This window comes from Stenotrophomonas sp. HMSC10F06, assembly GCF_001807865.1.
Classification (GTDB): Bacteria; Pseudomonadota; Gammaproteobacteria; order Xanthomonadales; family Xanthomonadaceae; genus Stenotrophomonas; species Stenotrophomonas bentonitica_A.
The window spans coordinates 1-15,800 of the sequence record NZ_KV791258.1 but is presented as its reverse complement, the minus strand read 5'-3'; the positions used below and the strand labels follow the sequence as shown (position 1 = coordinate 15,800).

Below are 15,800 nucleotides of genomic sequence, written 5' to 3'. Positions count from 1 at the left end.
CCATGATCATTTCCGCCTCCACCGACTACCGCGCAGCGGCACAACGCCGCCTGCCGCCGTTCCTGTTCCACTACATCGATGGCGGCGCGTATGCCGAGCACACCCTGAAGCGGAACGTCGCGGACCTGTCGGAGATCGCGCTGCGCCAGCGCATCCTGCGCAACATGTCCGATCTGAGCCTGGAAATGGAGCTGTTCGGTGAGCGTCTGGCGATGCCGGTGGCGCTGGCGCCGGTCGGGCTGACCGGCATGTATGCGCGCCGCGGTGAAGTGCAGGCGGCGCGGGCGGCGGCGAGCCGGGGGATTCCGTTCACGCTGTCCACCGTGTCGGTCTGCCCGATCGAGGAAGTGGCCCCGGCCATCGATAGGCCGATGTGGTTCCAGCTGTATGTCCTCAAGGATCGCGGCTTCATGCGCAATGCGCTGGAGCGGGCCAAGGCAGCTGGCGTGACCACGCTGGTGTTCACGGTGGACATGCCCACGCCGGGCGCGCGCTACCGCGATGCGCACTCGGGCATGAGTGGCCCGAACGCGCCGGCGCGGCGCATGCTGCAGGCGGTGGCGCACCCGCGCTGGGCATGGGACGTGGGCCTGTTCGGCCGCCCGCACGATCTGGGCAACATCTCCACCTATCGGGGCAGCCCGACCGGCCTGGCCGATTACATCGGCTGGCTGGGCAACAACTTCGATCCGTCCATTTCCTGGAAAGACCTGGAGTGGATCCGCGAGTTCTGGAGTGGACCGATGGTGATCAAGGGCATTCTTGATCCGGACGATGCACGTGACGCCGTTCGCTTCGGGGCCGACGGCATCGTGGTCTCCAACCACGGCGGTCGCCAGCTGGACGGGGTGCTGTCCACCGCGCGGGCGTTGCCGGCGATCGCCGATGCAGTCAAGGGTGAGCTGAAGATCCTGGCCGATTCGGGCATCCGCAACGGCCTGGACGTAGTGCGCATGATCGCGCTCGGCGCCGACAGCGTGCTGCTCGGCCGCGCCTTCGTCTATGCGCTCGCCGCGCAGGGCGAGGCCGGCGTGGCCAATCTGCTGGACCTGATGGCCAAGGAAATGCGCGTGGCGATGACGCTCACCGGCGCCAGGACCATCGCCGACATCAGCCGCGATTCGCTGGTGGACGCCACGCGTCGCCTCGCGGCCGCACCATGAACGCGGCATCCCAGGGCACGGCAGCGCTGCTGGCGCAGCTGCGCGCGATCGTCGGGGACGCACACGTGCTGTGCGGCGACAAGCCGACCCGGCGCTTCCGCAAGGGCTACCGTTTCGGCGATGGCCCGGTGCTGGCGGTGGTCCGCCCGGGCACGCTGCTGGAACAGTGGCGCGCCCTGCAGGCCATCGTGGCGGCCAACGCGATCGTGATCATGCAGGCGGCCAACACCGGCCTCACCGGCGGTTCCACGCCGGATGGTGCCGACTATGACCGCCCGGTGGTCATCCTCAACACGCTGCGCCTGACCGGTGTGCAGCTGATCAACGAGGGCCGCCAGGTGGTCTGCCTGCCCGGGGCGACGCTGGACCGGCTGGAAAAGGAGCTGGCGCCGCTGGGCCGCGAACCGCACTCGGTGATCGGCTCGTCGTGCATCGGTGCCTCGGTGCTGGGCGGGGTCTGCAACAACTCCGGCGGCTCGCTGGTGCGACGCGGCCCGGCCTATACCGAACTGGCGTTGTTCGCCCAGGTCGATTCCAACGGCAAGCTGCAGCTGGTCAATCATCTCGGCATCGCGCTGGGCGATACCGCCGAGCAGATCCTGGAGCGGCTGCAGGGCGGCGACTACGCGCCCGCCGACGTGGACAATGGCAACGACCGCGCCGCCTCCGACCCGCGCTATGCCGAGCAGGTGCGCCAGGTCGATGCAGCCACGCCGGCCCGCTACAACGCCGATCCCTCGCGCCACTACGAAGCCTCCGGCTCGGCCGGCAAGCTGGCGGTGTTCGCGGTGCGGCTGGATACGTTTGCGCGCGAGCCCGGCGAGGTGTTCTACATCGGCAGCAATGCGATGGAGGATCTGACCGCGATCCGCCGCCATCTGCTGACCGCGTTCGAGCGCCTGCCGATCTCGGGCGAGTACCTGCACCGCGAGGCGTACGACATCGGCGAACGGTACGGCAAGGACACCTTCCTGCTCATCGATCGCTTCGGCACGGCCAGGGTGCCGGCGGCGTTCGCGCTGAAAAGCCGCGTCGATGGATGGTTCGAAAGCCTTGGCCTGCGCGGGGTCACCGACCGCGTGATCCAGTGGGCGATGCGCTGCCTGCCGGGCCATCTGCCCGCGCGCATGGGCCAGTTCCGTGACCGCTACGAGCACCACCTGCTGCTCAAGGTGTCAGCGGTGGATGCCGCCGCCGCCGAAACCTTCCTGCGCACTCACTTCGCTGACAGCGAGGGCGACTTCTTCCAGTGCACGGCCGAGGAGGGGCGCAAGGCGTTCCTGCACCGCTTTGCGGTGGCCGGCGCGGCCGTGCGTTATCGCGAGGTGCACCGGCGCGAGGTCGAGGACATTGTGGCCCTGGACGTGGCACTACGGCGCGATGACCGCGCGTGGGTGGAACACCTGCCGGCCGAACTCGACGCACGCTTGGCCGGCAAACTGTATTACGGGCATTTCCTGTGCCATGTGTTCCATCAGGACTACATCGTGCGCAAGGGCGAGGATCCGCTGGCCATCGAGCACGCGATGTGGGCGCTGTTGGACGCGCGTGGTGCGGAGTATCCGGCCGAACACAACGTGGGCCATCTGTACCCGGCCAAGCCGGCCTTGGCGGCGTTCTACCAGCAACTGGATCCGAGCAATACGTTCAACCCGGGCATCGGCCAGACCGCGAAGACGCGCGGATGGAGCAGCTGCGACTGCACCCCCCACGGGTAGAGCCACCCCATGGGTGGCTGTGCCGGCGTATCGCAGGTTTCAGGGCAGCCACCCATGGGGTGGCTCTACCCGCAACGCTTCATTCGCAGCGGACGGCGGTAATCACGTTGTCCTTGTCGATGAACACCCGCAGCCGATCCTGGCGCAGGTCACGGGTGGTGATCGTGGCCGGGCCGATCGGGTTGATCAGGCCGGCGCCGCTCTGCACCAGCAGCTTGCGCATGTTCGCCTCGTCGGCCGGCTGGCCGATGGCCCAGCCCAGGGCATCGGCCTTGCACAGGCCTGGACCCTTGATCTCCGGGCCCGGCGTGCTCACGCACGCGGCCAGCGAGAGGGTGCCGGCGAGCGTGATCGCGGCGAGGGGGTAACGGAAAAGGGATGCCATCGGGTCGCTCCTGCGGGGTCAGGCGCCGACCATACCACTGCGGTGTGCACCGGCGCGTGGTTGGCACCCCGCGACCGTTGGGCGCAGCCCACGCGGCTGATGGGGCAGGGCGCAACGGCCACCGGCGCTACACTGGCGGCCTCTCAGATCGGCCATGCCGGGAGTCGCAGGTGCTGCACGTGTTCATGCTGGGTGGGCGACATGCCCGCGCCCGGATCGAGGTCCACGACGTGGCCTTCGCCAACGTCGATGCCATTGAAGAGGCCTACCCGCAGCTGCGCCAGGACTGGTTCGGTGAGCGGAAAGGGCTGCATCTCGATGGCTGGCTCGCGGTGGATGGGGTGGAGGCGTACCGGGTGCGCTTCGGCGACGCGGCCCCGGCCGTTGGCGCGCCGCGCCTGTACTTCCTCAATCTCGGCGGGTATGCCGCCGGTGCGCTGGGCGAGGCGCATGATTACCGGCTGCTGGTCGCCACGGATGCCGAGGCGGCCAAGCGCGAGGCCAAGGCCCTGCGCGATGCCAGCTGGTTCAAGCCGCATACCGATGCCCTGCTGGAGGTGGATGACTGCATCGCCATCGACCAGGTCGGTGGCCGCCACGTGCAGCTTGAGCGCGGTGAGCATCGCGGGATCACCCTGGTCAGTGACTACATCGTGATCGGCTGAGCGGCGCCGATTGCCCGCGGGCCCGCTGCTGGCGCATAGTGTCGCGGTCTTGTGAGGTCCGGCGATGTCGTCGCGACAGGTCAACCAACGGAAGTAGCGCATGCACAGCAGGAAGATCACGGCCGCATTGATCGTGACACTGGGAATGACGATGGCCGGCAACGCCGTGGCGGCCGAGCCGGACGCACCGGTATTCGGTGGCTGGCGCAACCTGCATTCGGCCAGTGGCGCCGAACCGGTTCTGAGGAACCAGCCGTTTGCGATCCTGCCGCGCGAGGTTGCCAAGGGCGAGCGCTTTGCGATCCTGGACCGCGAAAACAAGCAGGCGGTCTGCTGCCTGGTGGTAGACAGTGACCGTCTCGATGCGATTGCGCTGGAAACCAGCTACCGGCTGCCCGGGGTGTGGATCGCCGATCTGCTCGGCAACGAGGACTACAACCGCCGCCACGGCGACCCGCATGTGTTTGCGATGAAGCGCGAGGGCGAGCTGGTCGACCATGTCTTCTCGCAGGAAGGCGGCGGTTACAGTGACCTCGGCGGCCTGCTGCTGCCGGCCGGTGCCGCGCTGGATGCCAGCGGCGGCAGCGTCAAGTTCGGTACCACCACCTACCGCCTGCAGGTGCAGTCACAGCGCTTCGCCGATGACAATGGCGCGCTGGATCGCTACACCCTGCAGCCGCCGGCACCGGCCGCACCGGTGGTGGTCGAGGTGCCGTACAGCACCTACTGACACGGAAGCGACAGAAACGGCGCGGTACAATCGCGCCCGCCCATCGGCACGGCCGGCTGGGCCCGCATTCCTGTCCGAGCTTGTCCGTGATCGCCCGATTGTCCTTGCCCTGTGCGGTGCTGCTGTTGGCAGCCTGCGCCACGCCGCCCCGGCCGCCGGCCAGACCGCCTGCCAATCCAGACGCCCTGTGGGGCATCATCCAGCGCGACTGCGCCGGCGAGGCCGCCCCTCGCGGCAGCTGTTTGGCCGTTTCTCCCCAGGCGCAGCGGCGCGATGTGCTGCTCAAGGATTCGCACGGCCACTACCAGTTCCTGGTGCTGCCGTTGGACCGCATTTCGGGCATTGAAAGCCCGGCGCTACTGCGTGCCGGTGCCCCCAACTACTTCGCCGCCGCGTGGAACGCGCGCAGCCACACCGAGCAGGCACTCGGAATGGCACTGCCGCGCGATGTGGCCAGCCTGGCCCTGAATTCGCCCCATGGACGCTCCCAGCACCAACTGCACATCCACGTGGATTGCCTGCGCGCGGATGTCCTGGCCCAGCTGCGCCGGCTGCAGCCGGTCATCGGCGCCAGCTGGCAGCCGCTGCCGGAGCCGTTGCGCGGGCATGCCTATCTCGCCCGCCAGTTGCCCGGTGCCGAGCTCACCGCGAACCCGGTGCGTCTGCTGGCCGCCCATCTGGCCGATCCGGCCGATATCGGGAACTGGTCGCTGGTGGTCGCCGGGCAGACGGGCCCCTCCGGTGCGCCCGGTTTCGTGTTGCTGGCCACCCGGTTGGACCTTGCGGCGGGCAACAAGGCCAGCGGTGAGGAACTGCAGGATCACGCCTGCGCCGTATTGACCGGTGCCGCCGGCCCGCTGGACGGTGTGCTGTGAGGCGGTGCAGGGCAGGGCGCGCAGCATCGGCTTGCGCATGGCCGGGTAAAAACGTCGCACCTGCGCACCGTGTTGGATCCGGCCTGCTCCTGGCGGCGTGAATCTCGCTTCCCGGGCGGCGCCTGTATCGCCGATCAGAGGCAGTGCTGGACTACCGTGGAATCACCGGACGATCGCGGGGCGCGGGGAATCCGGCGCGATTGAAATAAAAACCACGGACGTGGCACGTTATAGTGGCCGTTCAATGCGGTTCCCGCTTTCGCGCCCGGGCTGACTGGCGCGACGTATCCGACTTAATCCATGACTGCTGAAACCACGACTCCGCCCGCCGCTGCGCCGTCCCAGGCCACCGGTCCGCTGTTCTACCAGGCGCCCGTTCCGCTGCGCTCGGATCTGCACGCCGCCTGGCGCCTGGTGCCGGACACCGCGCATTTTGCCGGGGAAACCAACGCGATCCCCGCCGTGATCGGCGAATTCGGCTCGCTGGCCCAGCATTACCCGATCATTTTCACCGGCAAGGACGCGATGCCGCTGGTCGCCGTCGGCCTGGCACAGCGCAACCTGTTCGTCACCGATGGCGTGTGGGACGAGCAGAGCTACGTGCCGGCCTACGTGCGCCGCTATCCGTTCGTGTTCATGCAGGCCGGTGATCAGGACGAGTATGTGCTCGCGCTGGATTCGGCCGCCAGGCAGGTCAACCAGGGCCAGAGCGAAGACGGCGTGCCGCTGTTCCAGGACGGCAAGGCCACCGAGATCGTCGACAACGCCATGCGCTTCTGCGGGGATTACACCCGCGAGCATGACCAGACCCGCCGCTTCACTGCCGCCCTGATCGAAAACGAACTGCTGATCGACCGCAACATCGACGTCACCCTCGCTGACGGCCGGCAGATGTCGGTCAACGGTTTCCAGGTCGTGGATGTGGAAAAGTTCGCCGCGTTGCCGGACGCCACCGTCGTGGCCTGGCATCGCAGTGGCTGGCTGGCGCTGGTGCACCACCACCTGAGCTCGCTGGCACGTTTCAGCGCGCTGGTGAACCGCCAGAGCGCGCTGCCTGCCGACGCCTGAGTCCGGGCGCACGGCGTGTCACGGAAACGGCGGCCGCAGGGCCGCCGTTTTTCATTGCTTAGGCAAAATATCGATAAGCATATCGCGGGCGATCATTTCCTCCTTTTCCGCCTGTTCAGCAGAATCACGGCCCCTCCCTCACTACGCTCCGGCACGGGCCTGACCCCGCCGGCACGTACGTCTTTACCGGAAATCTGCATGTCTGTGCTGTATCGCCCGCTGCGTCGGCGGGCCCTGGTTGTGTCGTTGTTGCCTTTGCTTGGTGCGGTATCGCTGGTCCACGCGGCCGATGCACCCACCCAGCTGGAGGCCGTCACCGTCACCGGCTCGCGCATCCCCCGCGCCAGCGTGGAAGGTCCATCCCCGGTCACCGTGATCACCCAGGAGCAGATCGAGGCACAGGGCTACCGCAGCGCGTTCGAGGCGCTCAGCGCGCTGACCGAGAACACCGGCAACGTGCAGGGCGAGGATTTCGGCAACACCTTCACCCCGGCTGCCAACACCATCAACCTGCGCGGCCTTGGCCCCAACCGTACCCTGGTGCTGGTCAACGGCCGCCGGCAGTCGGACTACCCGCTGGCCTACGAAGGCTCGGTCAACGTGGTCAACCTGGCCAACATCCCCAGCGCGCTGATCGACCGGATCGAAGTGCTGGCCGGGGGCGCCTCGGCGGTGTACGGCTCCGATGCGATCGCCGGCGTGGTCAACATCATCCTGAAGAAAACCTATGACGGCGTCGGGATCAATGTCCGCGCCGGCACCACCGAACAGGGTGGCGGCGACAACCAGCGCCTGCAGGCGGTCGGTGGCGGTTCGGGTGAGAACTGGGACGCGATCTTCGGCCTGGAGATCGCCAACCGCAAAGCGATCTACGGTTCGCAGCGCGACTTCATGGATTCGCTCACCGACGATCCGCGCGGCGTGGCGCCGCTCGCGACGGCCGTGGCGTATCGCCGCAACGCCTCCACCAACAACTACATTGATCCCGGTGCCGATGGCTGCGATGCCGCCAGCACGTTGTATGGCGGCAGTGTCTTCCGCGCGCATAATCCGCGCCAGGGCTGGTACTGCGGCAGCAATGAAGCCGCACCCACGTTCTGGACCGTGCAGACCGAGAAGCGCAACATCGATGCGTACAGCGCGGTGACCTGGCGCTTGAATGACCGTCAGGAACTGTTCGCCGATGCGGCGATCGGCACTGCGCGCATTTACAACAACACCCGCGCACCGAGCTGGACCTCCTCGCGCAATTACTTCTACAACCAGAACAGCGGTCAGCTGGAAAGCTGGTACCGGCGTTTCGCGCCCGAAGAGATCGGCGGCGTGCAGCGCAATGCCAACCGCTTCCTGGAGCAGTCGTGGTCGTTCAACGTCGGCGCCCGTGGCAGCATCGGCGGCTCGGACTGGGATTACGAAGCGGCCTACAGCCGCTCGCGCTACGAGAACAGGACGCAGCGCCCGGGCCTGCTGGTCGGCATCAATGCGTACCTGCTGGGCCCACAACTGGGCACCCGCGATGGCGTTGACGTGTATGCCCCGGATCCGTCGCGCCTGTACCAGCCGCTGACCCCGGGCGAGTACGAGGGGCTGTCGGACCGCTACGAGAGCCGCAACGCTGCGTGGCTGCAGACCGCCAGCGTCAGCGTCAACGGCCAGCTGTTCGATCTGCCCGGCGGCCGTGCAGCGCTGGCCGCCGTGGTCGAAGCCGGCAGCCAGGGCTACCGCAACCGCCCGGACCCGGCCTTGGGACAGGGCGTGTTCTGGAACCTCAACGCCGGCATTCCGGCCGGTGGCGAGCGTGACCGCTATGCCGCCGGGGTGGAGCTGCAGCTGCCCTTGCTGGAGCGCCTGACCGCGACCGTGGCCGGTCGCTACGACCAGTACCGTGCTGCCGGCGATCATCTGGGCAAGGCCACCTGGAGCACCGGCCTGGAGTTCCGTCCGTTCGATACGCTGCTGCTGCGCGCGAGTGCAGCAACCAGCTTCCGTGCGCCGGACATGAACTACGTGTTCGCCACCGAAACGCGCGGTTACAACCCCGGCATGACCGATTATTGGCGCTGCCGCAGTGCCGGCCAGGCATACGACGACTGCGATTTCAGCGGCCTGGCGATCGATTACACCAGTGGTGCCAATCCGCAGCTGCAGCCGGAAACCGCCAAGTCCTACGGTCTGGGCTTCGTGTGGTCGCCGTCGGCCAATCTGGACTTCACGGCCGATTACTACGACATCCGCATCGACGATGAGGTCACCAACCTGGATGCCACCCGCATCCTCAAGGATGAAGCCGATTGCCGCCTCGGCCAGACCGTGGGTGGCGACGCACGCGATATCGGCTCGGCACAATGCCAGGACGCGCTGCGTCGCGTGATCCGCAACCCGGCCGACGCGGCAGTGCAGCCAAACCAGGTCGTGCGCGTGCTGATCAACCCGATCAACGCCGCCTCCGAAACCGTGCGCGGCATCGACCTGAAGTCGACCCTGCGCTGGGACGCGGGCCGCTATGGTCGTTTCTCCGCCCGCGTGGCGTACTCGCTGGTGATCGATCACAGGTACCGCCAGTTCGCCGGCGATGACGTGCAGGACCAGCGCAACTCGTTGGATTCCTACCAGTGGCGCAGCAAGGTCAACGGCAGCGTGACCTGGGCGATCAACGACTGGACCGCCACCCTGTACGGCATGCGTTACGGCTCGTTGCCGAAGACCGACGGCAGTGGTCGCATCGCGCCGTACATGACCTACAACGCCAGCCTGTATCGCAAGCTCAACGACAACGCCACGCTCGGCCTGATCGTCAACAACCTGCGCGACAGCCGCCCGCCGGCGGACAAGAACGGCGGCGGCTGGCCGTTCTATCCGGTCGGCAACTACGACCCCTACGGCCGCCAGCTGTGGCTGGAGTTCGATTACCGCTTCCTGTAATTCCCTCGCGGGCCCGGCAATGGCAATGCCGGGCCCGCTGCGTTTGGGTCTACAGCGCATGCGACGATATACTGCGCGCCGCCGAGTGTTCCGGCGGTTGCAGGAAGCACGCATGACCCACCCGATTCATTACCGTCGCGCCGTGCCGGGCGATGCCGCTGCCTGCATCGATCTGCGTGGGCGCACCCGCGAAAATGCGTTTTCCGCGGCCGAGCTTGCCGGACTCGGCATCACCGAAGACAGCTGGGCGGCCGGTATCCGTGACGATGTACTGCCGGGGCATATCGCGCTGGAAGGCGAGCACATGGTCGGCTACTGCTTCGGCGATCGCGACGGCGGCGAGATCGTGGTGCTGGCAATGCTGCCGTCCCATGAAGGGCAGGGCATCGGTCGGCGGCTGCTGGATATGTCCATCGCCGATCTAGTCGAGGCCGGCCATTCGCGGCTGATCCTGGGGTGTGCGGCGGATCCTGCGGTGCGCTCGCATGGCTTCTATCGCTACCTGGGCTGGCGGCCGACCGGCGAGATCGACGCCTTGGGTGACGAAGTGCTGGAACTGCACGTGGGCGCCAGGCCATAGCACTTGGGTAGGGCATGGCAGTGATGGCGTGTCAGGGGCATGCGCATCGCCCGCTCACTGTGCAGCCGGTCACGGCTCGGTGATCCGCCTCTGAAACATGCTGGGCGCATCTGGACAGAGCGATGCGATGCCTGCGTGGTGGCTGACCCTGATGATGAGCGCCACAGCGGTGGATCTGCCGCCGCGACAGGTGCATACCTGCCTGGTCGACGGCGCGCGTCATTATCAGTCCACCCCGTGCGAGGGACGCACCGAGCGCATCCGCGAGATGCCGCCGCCCGCCGATACCTGGGCCAATGAGATCCATATCGAATCCGTGCGGCAGGAACTACAGGCCAAGCGGCGTGCTGAGGCTGCAGCCGTGCGACAGAAGCGTCTGCCGCGACGCAGTGTCCGCCCGACGCCCGCGATCCGGGGGGCGGTCATCTCCGTGCATGCCGATCCCGCCCGTTGCGCCGCCGCGCGACGCCAGCGCGAGACGACCTACCGGAAAGCGGGCGGCCGGCCGAGCCTGGCGCTCAGCCGGCGAATGGATGACCTGGTGCACGATGCGTGCCGGTAGTCAGCCGGCACGCACGCTCAGGGCTGCGCCATCAGATACCGCGCGACCGCATCGAAGGCGGGCAGGGTGGTCGGGTCGTTGGCGCTGTTGGCTGCGACCGGATGCGAGCCGAACCGCGCGATCACCACCCGTGCGGTGGGGTCGATGTACAGCGCTTGGCCATGCACGCCGCGCGCCATGTAGGCGCCATGGTCGTTGTGGGAGATCCACCACATGCCGCGATAGCTCCAGCCCGGCAGCTGCGCGTAACCGGCCTTGGCAAAGGCCTGTTTGCTGCCGCCGGCCCGGATACGGGCGATCGCGGCGGCGGGCACGATGGGCTGGCCGTCGACCTTGCCGTCGTCGAGCAGCAGCTGGCCGACGCGGGCCAGATCCCGCAGGCCGGCATTGAAGCCGCCGCCCGCAAACGGCGTGCCGGTGGAATCAACGGTGTAGTACGCGTCCTGCTCGGCGCCCAGGCGTTGCCAGATGCGCGACTGCAGCAACTGTGCAACCGACTTCCCCGTGCGCCGGGCGATGATCCAGCCCAGCGCATCCGTGTTGATCGTCTTGTAGCCGAAGGCCTCGCCGTGGCGGCCCTGCTTCTGCACGGTCTTCAGGTAATCGTAATAGCTGCGCGGCCCGGTGTAGCCGGGGGCCGGGGGCAGGGTGCTGCCCGCGGCGGAAAATGCCCAGACCTCGGCGTTGGGGTCGGCGTAGTCTTCGCTGTAGCGCAGTGCCGTGGTCATCTCCAGCACCTGCCTGACCGTGGCATCGCCGAACGCACTGTCCTTCAGCTCGGGAACAATCGCGCTGACGCGCTGGGTTTCATCGATCACCCCCTCGGCGACCAGCATCTCGCCGAGCAGACCGGTCATCGATTTGCTGACGGACATCGCACCGTGCTGGCCGTGCTCGTCCAGGCAGCCGCTGTAACGTTCGTAGACCACCACCCCGTCGTGCAGCACCACGATGCCGTCGGTGTAGTTGGCCGACAGTGACTGTGCCCAGGTTATCTGACGGTGGGTGCCGGTGGGCGTGAACGACAGCGCGTCGATCGCGGCATCCAGCCGGCGCGGCAGGTCACGGGCCGCGCCGGGGCCCCGGCTGACGCCCACGGTGGGCATCAACTGGCGGAAATGGCAGGCCGTCCAGCGCAGCTTGGGGAAACTGAAATAGTCGTCATCCGTGTAACGGATACGCTTGTCTTCCGGCGGCGGCGCGCCCTGCATCCAGCCGAGCAGCCTGGGATCGGACGCTTCGGCCGACAGCGGCGGCGAGGTGGGCGAGGCCGGAGCGGCAGTGGCGGCGCCCGGCAGGGCGAGCACCGCGACCAGGGCTGCGGCTAGCCGGGCGCGGGATGACGCCAGGGCGGCGCGCACGCGGGTCAGGGCGATGTGGGGGCGCGGAACGGGCATGGGGCACTCCTTGCTGATGCGCAGGACGTCTGTGCGACCAAGGGTACTGCACCGGAATGAAAGACGGCGCCATCGGCGCCGTCCGTGACGTGCCCTGCCGGGGCAGGGCGCGCGATGCTGTTACGGGTTGCCGGGGTTGCCCTGCGGCGCCGGTGCCGGCGTGGCCGACTCGGCTGACGGCAGCGACAGCGCCGGGTTCAGCTGCTGGGCCTGCAGCATCTGGATGCGCTGGTTGAGCGCGTCCAGTTCGCTGTGGCTGCTGCGCAGGTCGGTGCTCAGGCTGACCGCCTGCTGCTTGGCCTGTTCCAGCGAGGCGCTGACCTGCAGCGACTGCTGGCGCTGGAGATCGGCTTCCTGCTGCAGGCTGCGCAGCCGCTCTTCGTTGTAGGCGACCAGGTTTTCGGTATAGCGCTTGCCGGCCTGCAGGCGGGTGGTATCGATATACACCTGGGCCAGCTGTTCGGTCTGTTCGACGAAGGTGCGGTAGACCTTCTCGGCGTTGTCGACCGAATCGGTCTTGATCACGCGCCAGAAGTCCTTCTCGTGGAACAGCGCCACGTAGTAATTCAGCGTGCTGGTATTGAACAGCAGGCTGGCACCGTAACTGCCGTTATAGGTGGTGCGCAGCTCGGTGAGCTGCTTGGAGTCGACCAGCTGGCGCAGTTCGTCCACGGTATTGCGGACCACCGGCGCCGGGCGAACGGCGGTCTCCACGGCCGGCTCGGCACGCGGTGCGCGCGCGGCCAGGGCCTGCGGAATGACGCTCAACGACAGCAGCAACACAATCCCACCGGTCAGCGCGTGCGCGACGATGGAACCAACCCCTTTTCTCTCTCGCATATTCAGGCCATCCACGAGTGGATTATCAGTGAAGTAAAGTCCCCGCCGGAGTCTAGCACGCACAATCGCGTGGCCTGCACTTTGCCGCAGCGTCAATAAACCAACTGTGCCGGGGTGCACTGGATGGACTGCATGTGCACGTCGGTCCGCCCCAGCTCCAGCCCGAGCACCTGGGCCAGCGTCTGCGAGAGCAGGGTGCTGACGCCGTTGAGCAGCGGCTTGAGGGTTTCCAGCACCGGGGTCAGCGCCAGGCACAGCAGGCCGCTGCAGCGGACCTGGTCAGTGCCCGGGTCGGTGACTCCGGTTCCGCCGGCGAGGTCCTCCAGGCCGCCCGGCCGGGTCTGCAGGTAAGAGGCCAGATTGGATTTGACGCAGTTGTTGTAGTTGAGCAGGGTACTGAGCAGGCTGTTGCAGCGGTTGATCACCAGCCCACCGAGCAGGGAGCCGAGCAGGCCACTGAGCCCGCCCATTCCCTTTCCGGTAACGGTGGCGTTGTAGCCGTCCCAGACCGAGCCGGTTTCAAAACAGGTGCCAAGATTCAGCGCGCCACACGCGTGCGGTACGCCGCCCACGACGTCCCAGTCGCCGAGGGCGCCGATGCCGCGTGCCGGGTCACCGAGTCGCAGCAGGGCAATGGTCTTCTCGGCGTCGTAGAAGACGTTGCCCGGATTGGCGGCCTTCAGATACTGATCCGCCAAACGATTGGCGGTGGCGGCATCGGTGCTGCCCTGCTTGCCCGGGGTGACCACGTTGCTCAGCACGCGCAGCAGTTCGCTCACCAGGCCGGAGATGGCTGTGCCGACCTGGGCCTGGTTGAAGTAAGTGGAGGCGGTCTCTCCGGCCGCCAGGGTGACGCTCTCATCGCGGGTCAGCGCATTGAGGGAAATCTTGTCGGTGACCAGCGGTGCGCCCAGCAGGGTCAGCAACTGCTCGTTCTGCAGCCCGGCATCGCACACATTGCGCTGCGAAAATTCGTTGGCGGCAGCCACGCGGCCGACGCAGGCGCGCAGCAGCGAGGACTGCACCCGCACCGTGGCGGTTGGCGGGGTCGCGCCGCAGTTGAGCGCGTCCAGTGTGCCCATCGCGTTGGTCACATCGGCATAGATCGGCAGGTTGAGGCGGATCCCCAGCCCGCTGAGCACGGGCCCGAGCAGCGCCAGCCCGCCGGTGTCGATGTTGATCTTCAGCCGCACCTGCGCGTTGTAGGCACGGGTGCCGACGCCGCCGATCGCGATCGAGGGCGGCTCGATGATCGCCGCGCGGGTCTGCACCAGGCCCAGGATGTTGAGGTTGTTGACCGCCACGCCGTTGCCGCCGCTGGCGATGCTGATGCTGGTGGTGATCAGGTCCAACGCGCTGATGTCGGCCTGCAGCGCTGGCGAAGCGGGGCCTTCGGGCGCGACGATGCGTGCGAACAACCCCCCGGTGGTGTCGGTGCTGCCGAGCTGCACGTTGAGCTGGTTCAGATCGACCTTTGCCGCGAGCGCATTGCGCAGTGCCGTCAGATCCACATGGGCGACACCGCTGTTGGTCAGCACCGTGGCCGTCGCATCGAGCAGCTGGCCAAGCGAGACCCGGTTGGCGGCCAGCAGGGCGTTGAACTCGGCGATGCCGATGTTGGCCTGGACCGGAATGCCCAGCGCCTGCAGCAGGCCGCCCGGGGTGACCTTCGCCTGGGCCAGGCCGTCATAGCCAAGCAGGGTGGTGCGGTCCAGGTTGACGCCCACCAGGTTGAGCACGTTGCCCAGCGGCGTATTGCCATTGACCCGCAGCAACTGCGAGCCCACCGAGAACACCGCGATCGGCGGCGCACGCGTGGCCACCGCCTGCGCACGGATCGTGGGCAGGCGCGTGTTCTGGCCGAAGAACGGCACCACCGAACGGGTGGCGACCACTTTGACCGCATTGAGCGGGTTGGCCGCGTCGGGCGTCACGCTGAAATGATCCCCCGCGCCGCGTGCAGGATTCCAGTTGCCGCAGTGGATCACCAAGGCGCCGGAAAAGCCGTTGTCCCGCTCTGCATTGCTGCGGGCAGCCCCGTTGTCCTTGAGGTCCGCGCGGCACAGGTCCAGGCGCTGCGCGCCGGCGACGGCGGCCAGGTCGACCACCTTCTGCGCATCGCGCTTGGCCCAGTACAGATAGCCCACTTCCACCAGGCCGAGCATCCCGACCAGACCGAGCAGGACCAGCATCATGGTGACCGACATCCCGCCGCGCAGCCGCCGCCGGAACGGCCGGGGCGCACGAACGCTGGACTGGTGCATGGCATCAACCTCCCTCGTTGGAACCGCCTACGTCCTTTTTCACACTGGTCTTGAGGAACTCAGGAATCTCGTGCTCGAAGCTCTTGAGGTAGCGCGCATAGCTGGCCGCGGCCTGGTCACCCAGGATCGGCAGGCGCGCCCCCGCGTGGGTTCCCTGGGCCTGCATCCGCAGCAGATCACGGGTGGTCTGGCCTATCTCGCTGCGCGGCGCGGGTGCGGGAGGCATGTAGCGCCCGGGCGCGGCGTCGGTGTAAGCCGGCGCGCGATCGACGTAGGTCGGCACCGGTGCCGGGGTCTCTGGCGCCGGCAGCGTCGTAGTGGCGACCGGCGGGGCCTGCTGTCCGCCAAGCATCTGCCCGGTGAGCGGTGCCTGCTGCGCCATCGCGGGCAGCGCTACCACCATCAGCAGCCACGGCAGGCCAACGTGCAGGAACGTAATGGGCAGGCGACGCAACTGGTTCATGGCGTGGTCTCGCTGGCAGGAGTGGGCGTGCTGAAGCGCTCGAGCATCGACGGCGCCAGGCGCGCATCGGCACGCGTGCGGTGATCGGTATCGATGGCGACCCTGCGCTGCGCCGGGCGCCCGGCAGCGGCGCGTGGTGCAGGCGTGGCGCCGCTGCCGGGCGCGGCG

General features: G+C 67.6%; 14 protein-coding genes. 9 read left to right on the top strand and 5 right to left on the bottom strand.

What is annotated here, in order from left to right; genetic code table 11:
• Positions 1-2: 2 nt before the first annotated feature.
• A complete protein-coding gene (gene lldD / locus HMPREF3113_RS03335; RefSeq protein ID WP_070470781.1) occupies positions 3-1,163 on the top strand; it encodes an FMN-dependent L-lactate dehydrogenase LldD in 1,161 nt (386 codons plus the stop codon).
• The gene (gene dld / locus HMPREF3113_RS03330; protein WP_070470779.1) at positions 1,160-2,881 is read left to right on the top strand and encodes a D-lactate dehydrogenase; all 1,722 of its coding nucleotides are present in this window, start codon (positions 1,160-1,162) and stop codon (positions 2,879-2,881) included. Before lldD ends, dld begins: the two co-directional genes overlap by 4 nt.
• A 79-nt stretch (positions 2,882-2,960) precedes the next feature.
• Here dld and HMPREF3113_RS03325 read toward each other — a convergent pair whose 3' ends face one another.
• A complete protein-coding gene (locus tag HMPREF3113_RS03325; RefSeq protein ID WP_019185084.1) occupies positions 2,961-3,266 on the bottom strand; it encodes a hypothetical protein in 306 nt (101 codons plus the stop codon).
• Between the two features lie 170 nt (positions 3,267-3,436).
• Between HMPREF3113_RS03325 and HMPREF3113_RS03320 the strand changes: the two genes are divergently transcribed.
• The 7 genes from HMPREF3113_RS03320 to HMPREF3113_RS03290 all read left to right on the top strand — a co-directional run bounded on the left by HMPREF3113_RS03320 (position 3,437) and on the right by HMPREF3113_RS03290 (position 10,668).
• The gene (locus tag HMPREF3113_RS03320) at positions 3,437-3,931 is read left to right on the top strand and encodes a DUF1543 domain-containing protein (RefSeq protein WP_070470776.1); all 495 of its coding nucleotides are present in this window, start codon (positions 3,437-3,439) and stop codon (positions 3,929-3,931) included.
• A 100-nt stretch (positions 3,932-4,031) separates the two neighbouring features.
• Entirely contained in the window at positions 4,032-4,661 is a 630-nt protein-coding gene (locus HMPREF3113_RS03315) for a decarboxylase (RefSeq protein WP_070470774.1), read from the top strand.
• A gap of 98 nt (positions 4,662-4,759) precedes the next feature.
• The gene (locus tag HMPREF3113_RS03310) at positions 4,760-5,536 is read left to right on the top strand and encodes a CDP-diacylglycerol diphosphatase (RefSeq protein WP_080341474.1); all 777 of its coding nucleotides are present in this window, start codon (positions 4,760-4,762) and stop codon (positions 5,534-5,536) included.
• 300 nt (positions 5,537-5,836) lie between these two features.
• Positions 5,837-6,604 carry a SapC family protein gene (locus HMPREF3113_RS03305; protein ID WP_019185088.1) on the top strand — a complete coding sequence of 256 codons (768 nt, stop codon included), beginning with the start codon at positions 5,837-5,839 and terminating at the stop codon, positions 6,602-6,604.
• 198 nt (positions 6,605-6,802) lie between these two features.
• Complete coding sequence (locus tag HMPREF3113_RS03300) at positions 6,803-9,526, top strand: TonB-dependent receptor plug domain-containing protein (RefSeq protein ID WP_070470772.1); 2,724 nt, start codon at positions 6,803-6,805, stop codon at positions 9,524-9,526.
• Positions 9,527-9,638: 112 nt separating this feature from the next.
• The gene (locus HMPREF3113_RS03295) at positions 9,639-10,106 is read left to right on the top strand and encodes a GNAT family N-acetyltransferase (RefSeq protein WP_019185090.1); all 468 of its coding nucleotides are present in this window, start codon (positions 9,639-9,641) and stop codon (positions 10,104-10,106) included.
• 97 nt (positions 10,107-10,203) lie between these two features.
• Entirely contained in the window at positions 10,204-10,668 is a 465-nt protein-coding gene (locus tag HMPREF3113_RS03290; RefSeq protein WP_139146288.1) for a hypothetical protein, read from the top strand.
• 17 nt (positions 10,669-10,685) lie between these two features.
• On the opposite strand, the gene HMPREF3113_RS03285 is transcribed toward HMPREF3113_RS03290, so the two are convergent.
• The 4 genes from HMPREF3113_RS03285 to HMPREF3113_RS03270 form a co-directional block, all read right to left on the bottom strand.
• Positions 10,686-12,065 (bottom strand): serine hydrolase domain-containing protein, encoded by a 1,380-nt coding sequence (locus HMPREF3113_RS03285; RefSeq protein ID WP_083298707.1) that lies wholly within the window; start codon positions 12,063-12,065, stop codon positions 10,686-10,688.
• 120 nt (positions 12,066-12,185) lie between these two features.
• Positions 12,186-12,905 carry a DUF2968 domain-containing protein gene (locus tag HMPREF3113_RS03280; RefSeq protein WP_026070082.1) on the bottom strand — a complete coding sequence of 240 codons (720 nt, stop codon included), beginning with the start codon at positions 12,903-12,905 and terminating at the stop codon, positions 12,186-12,188.
• 92 nt (positions 12,906-12,997) lie between these two features.
• Positions 12,998-15,169 (bottom strand): TadG family pilus assembly protein, encoded by a 2,172-nt coding sequence (locus tag HMPREF3113_RS03275; protein WP_070470770.1) that lies wholly within the window; start codon positions 15,167-15,169, stop codon positions 12,998-13,000.
• A 4-nt stretch (positions 15,170-15,173) separates the two neighbouring features.
• Positions 15,174-15,632 (bottom strand): DUF3613 domain-containing protein, encoded by a 459-nt coding sequence (locus HMPREF3113_RS03270; RefSeq protein ID WP_070470768.1) that lies wholly within the window; start codon positions 15,630-15,632, stop codon positions 15,174-15,176.
• Positions 15,633-15,800: the final 168 nt, after the last annotated feature.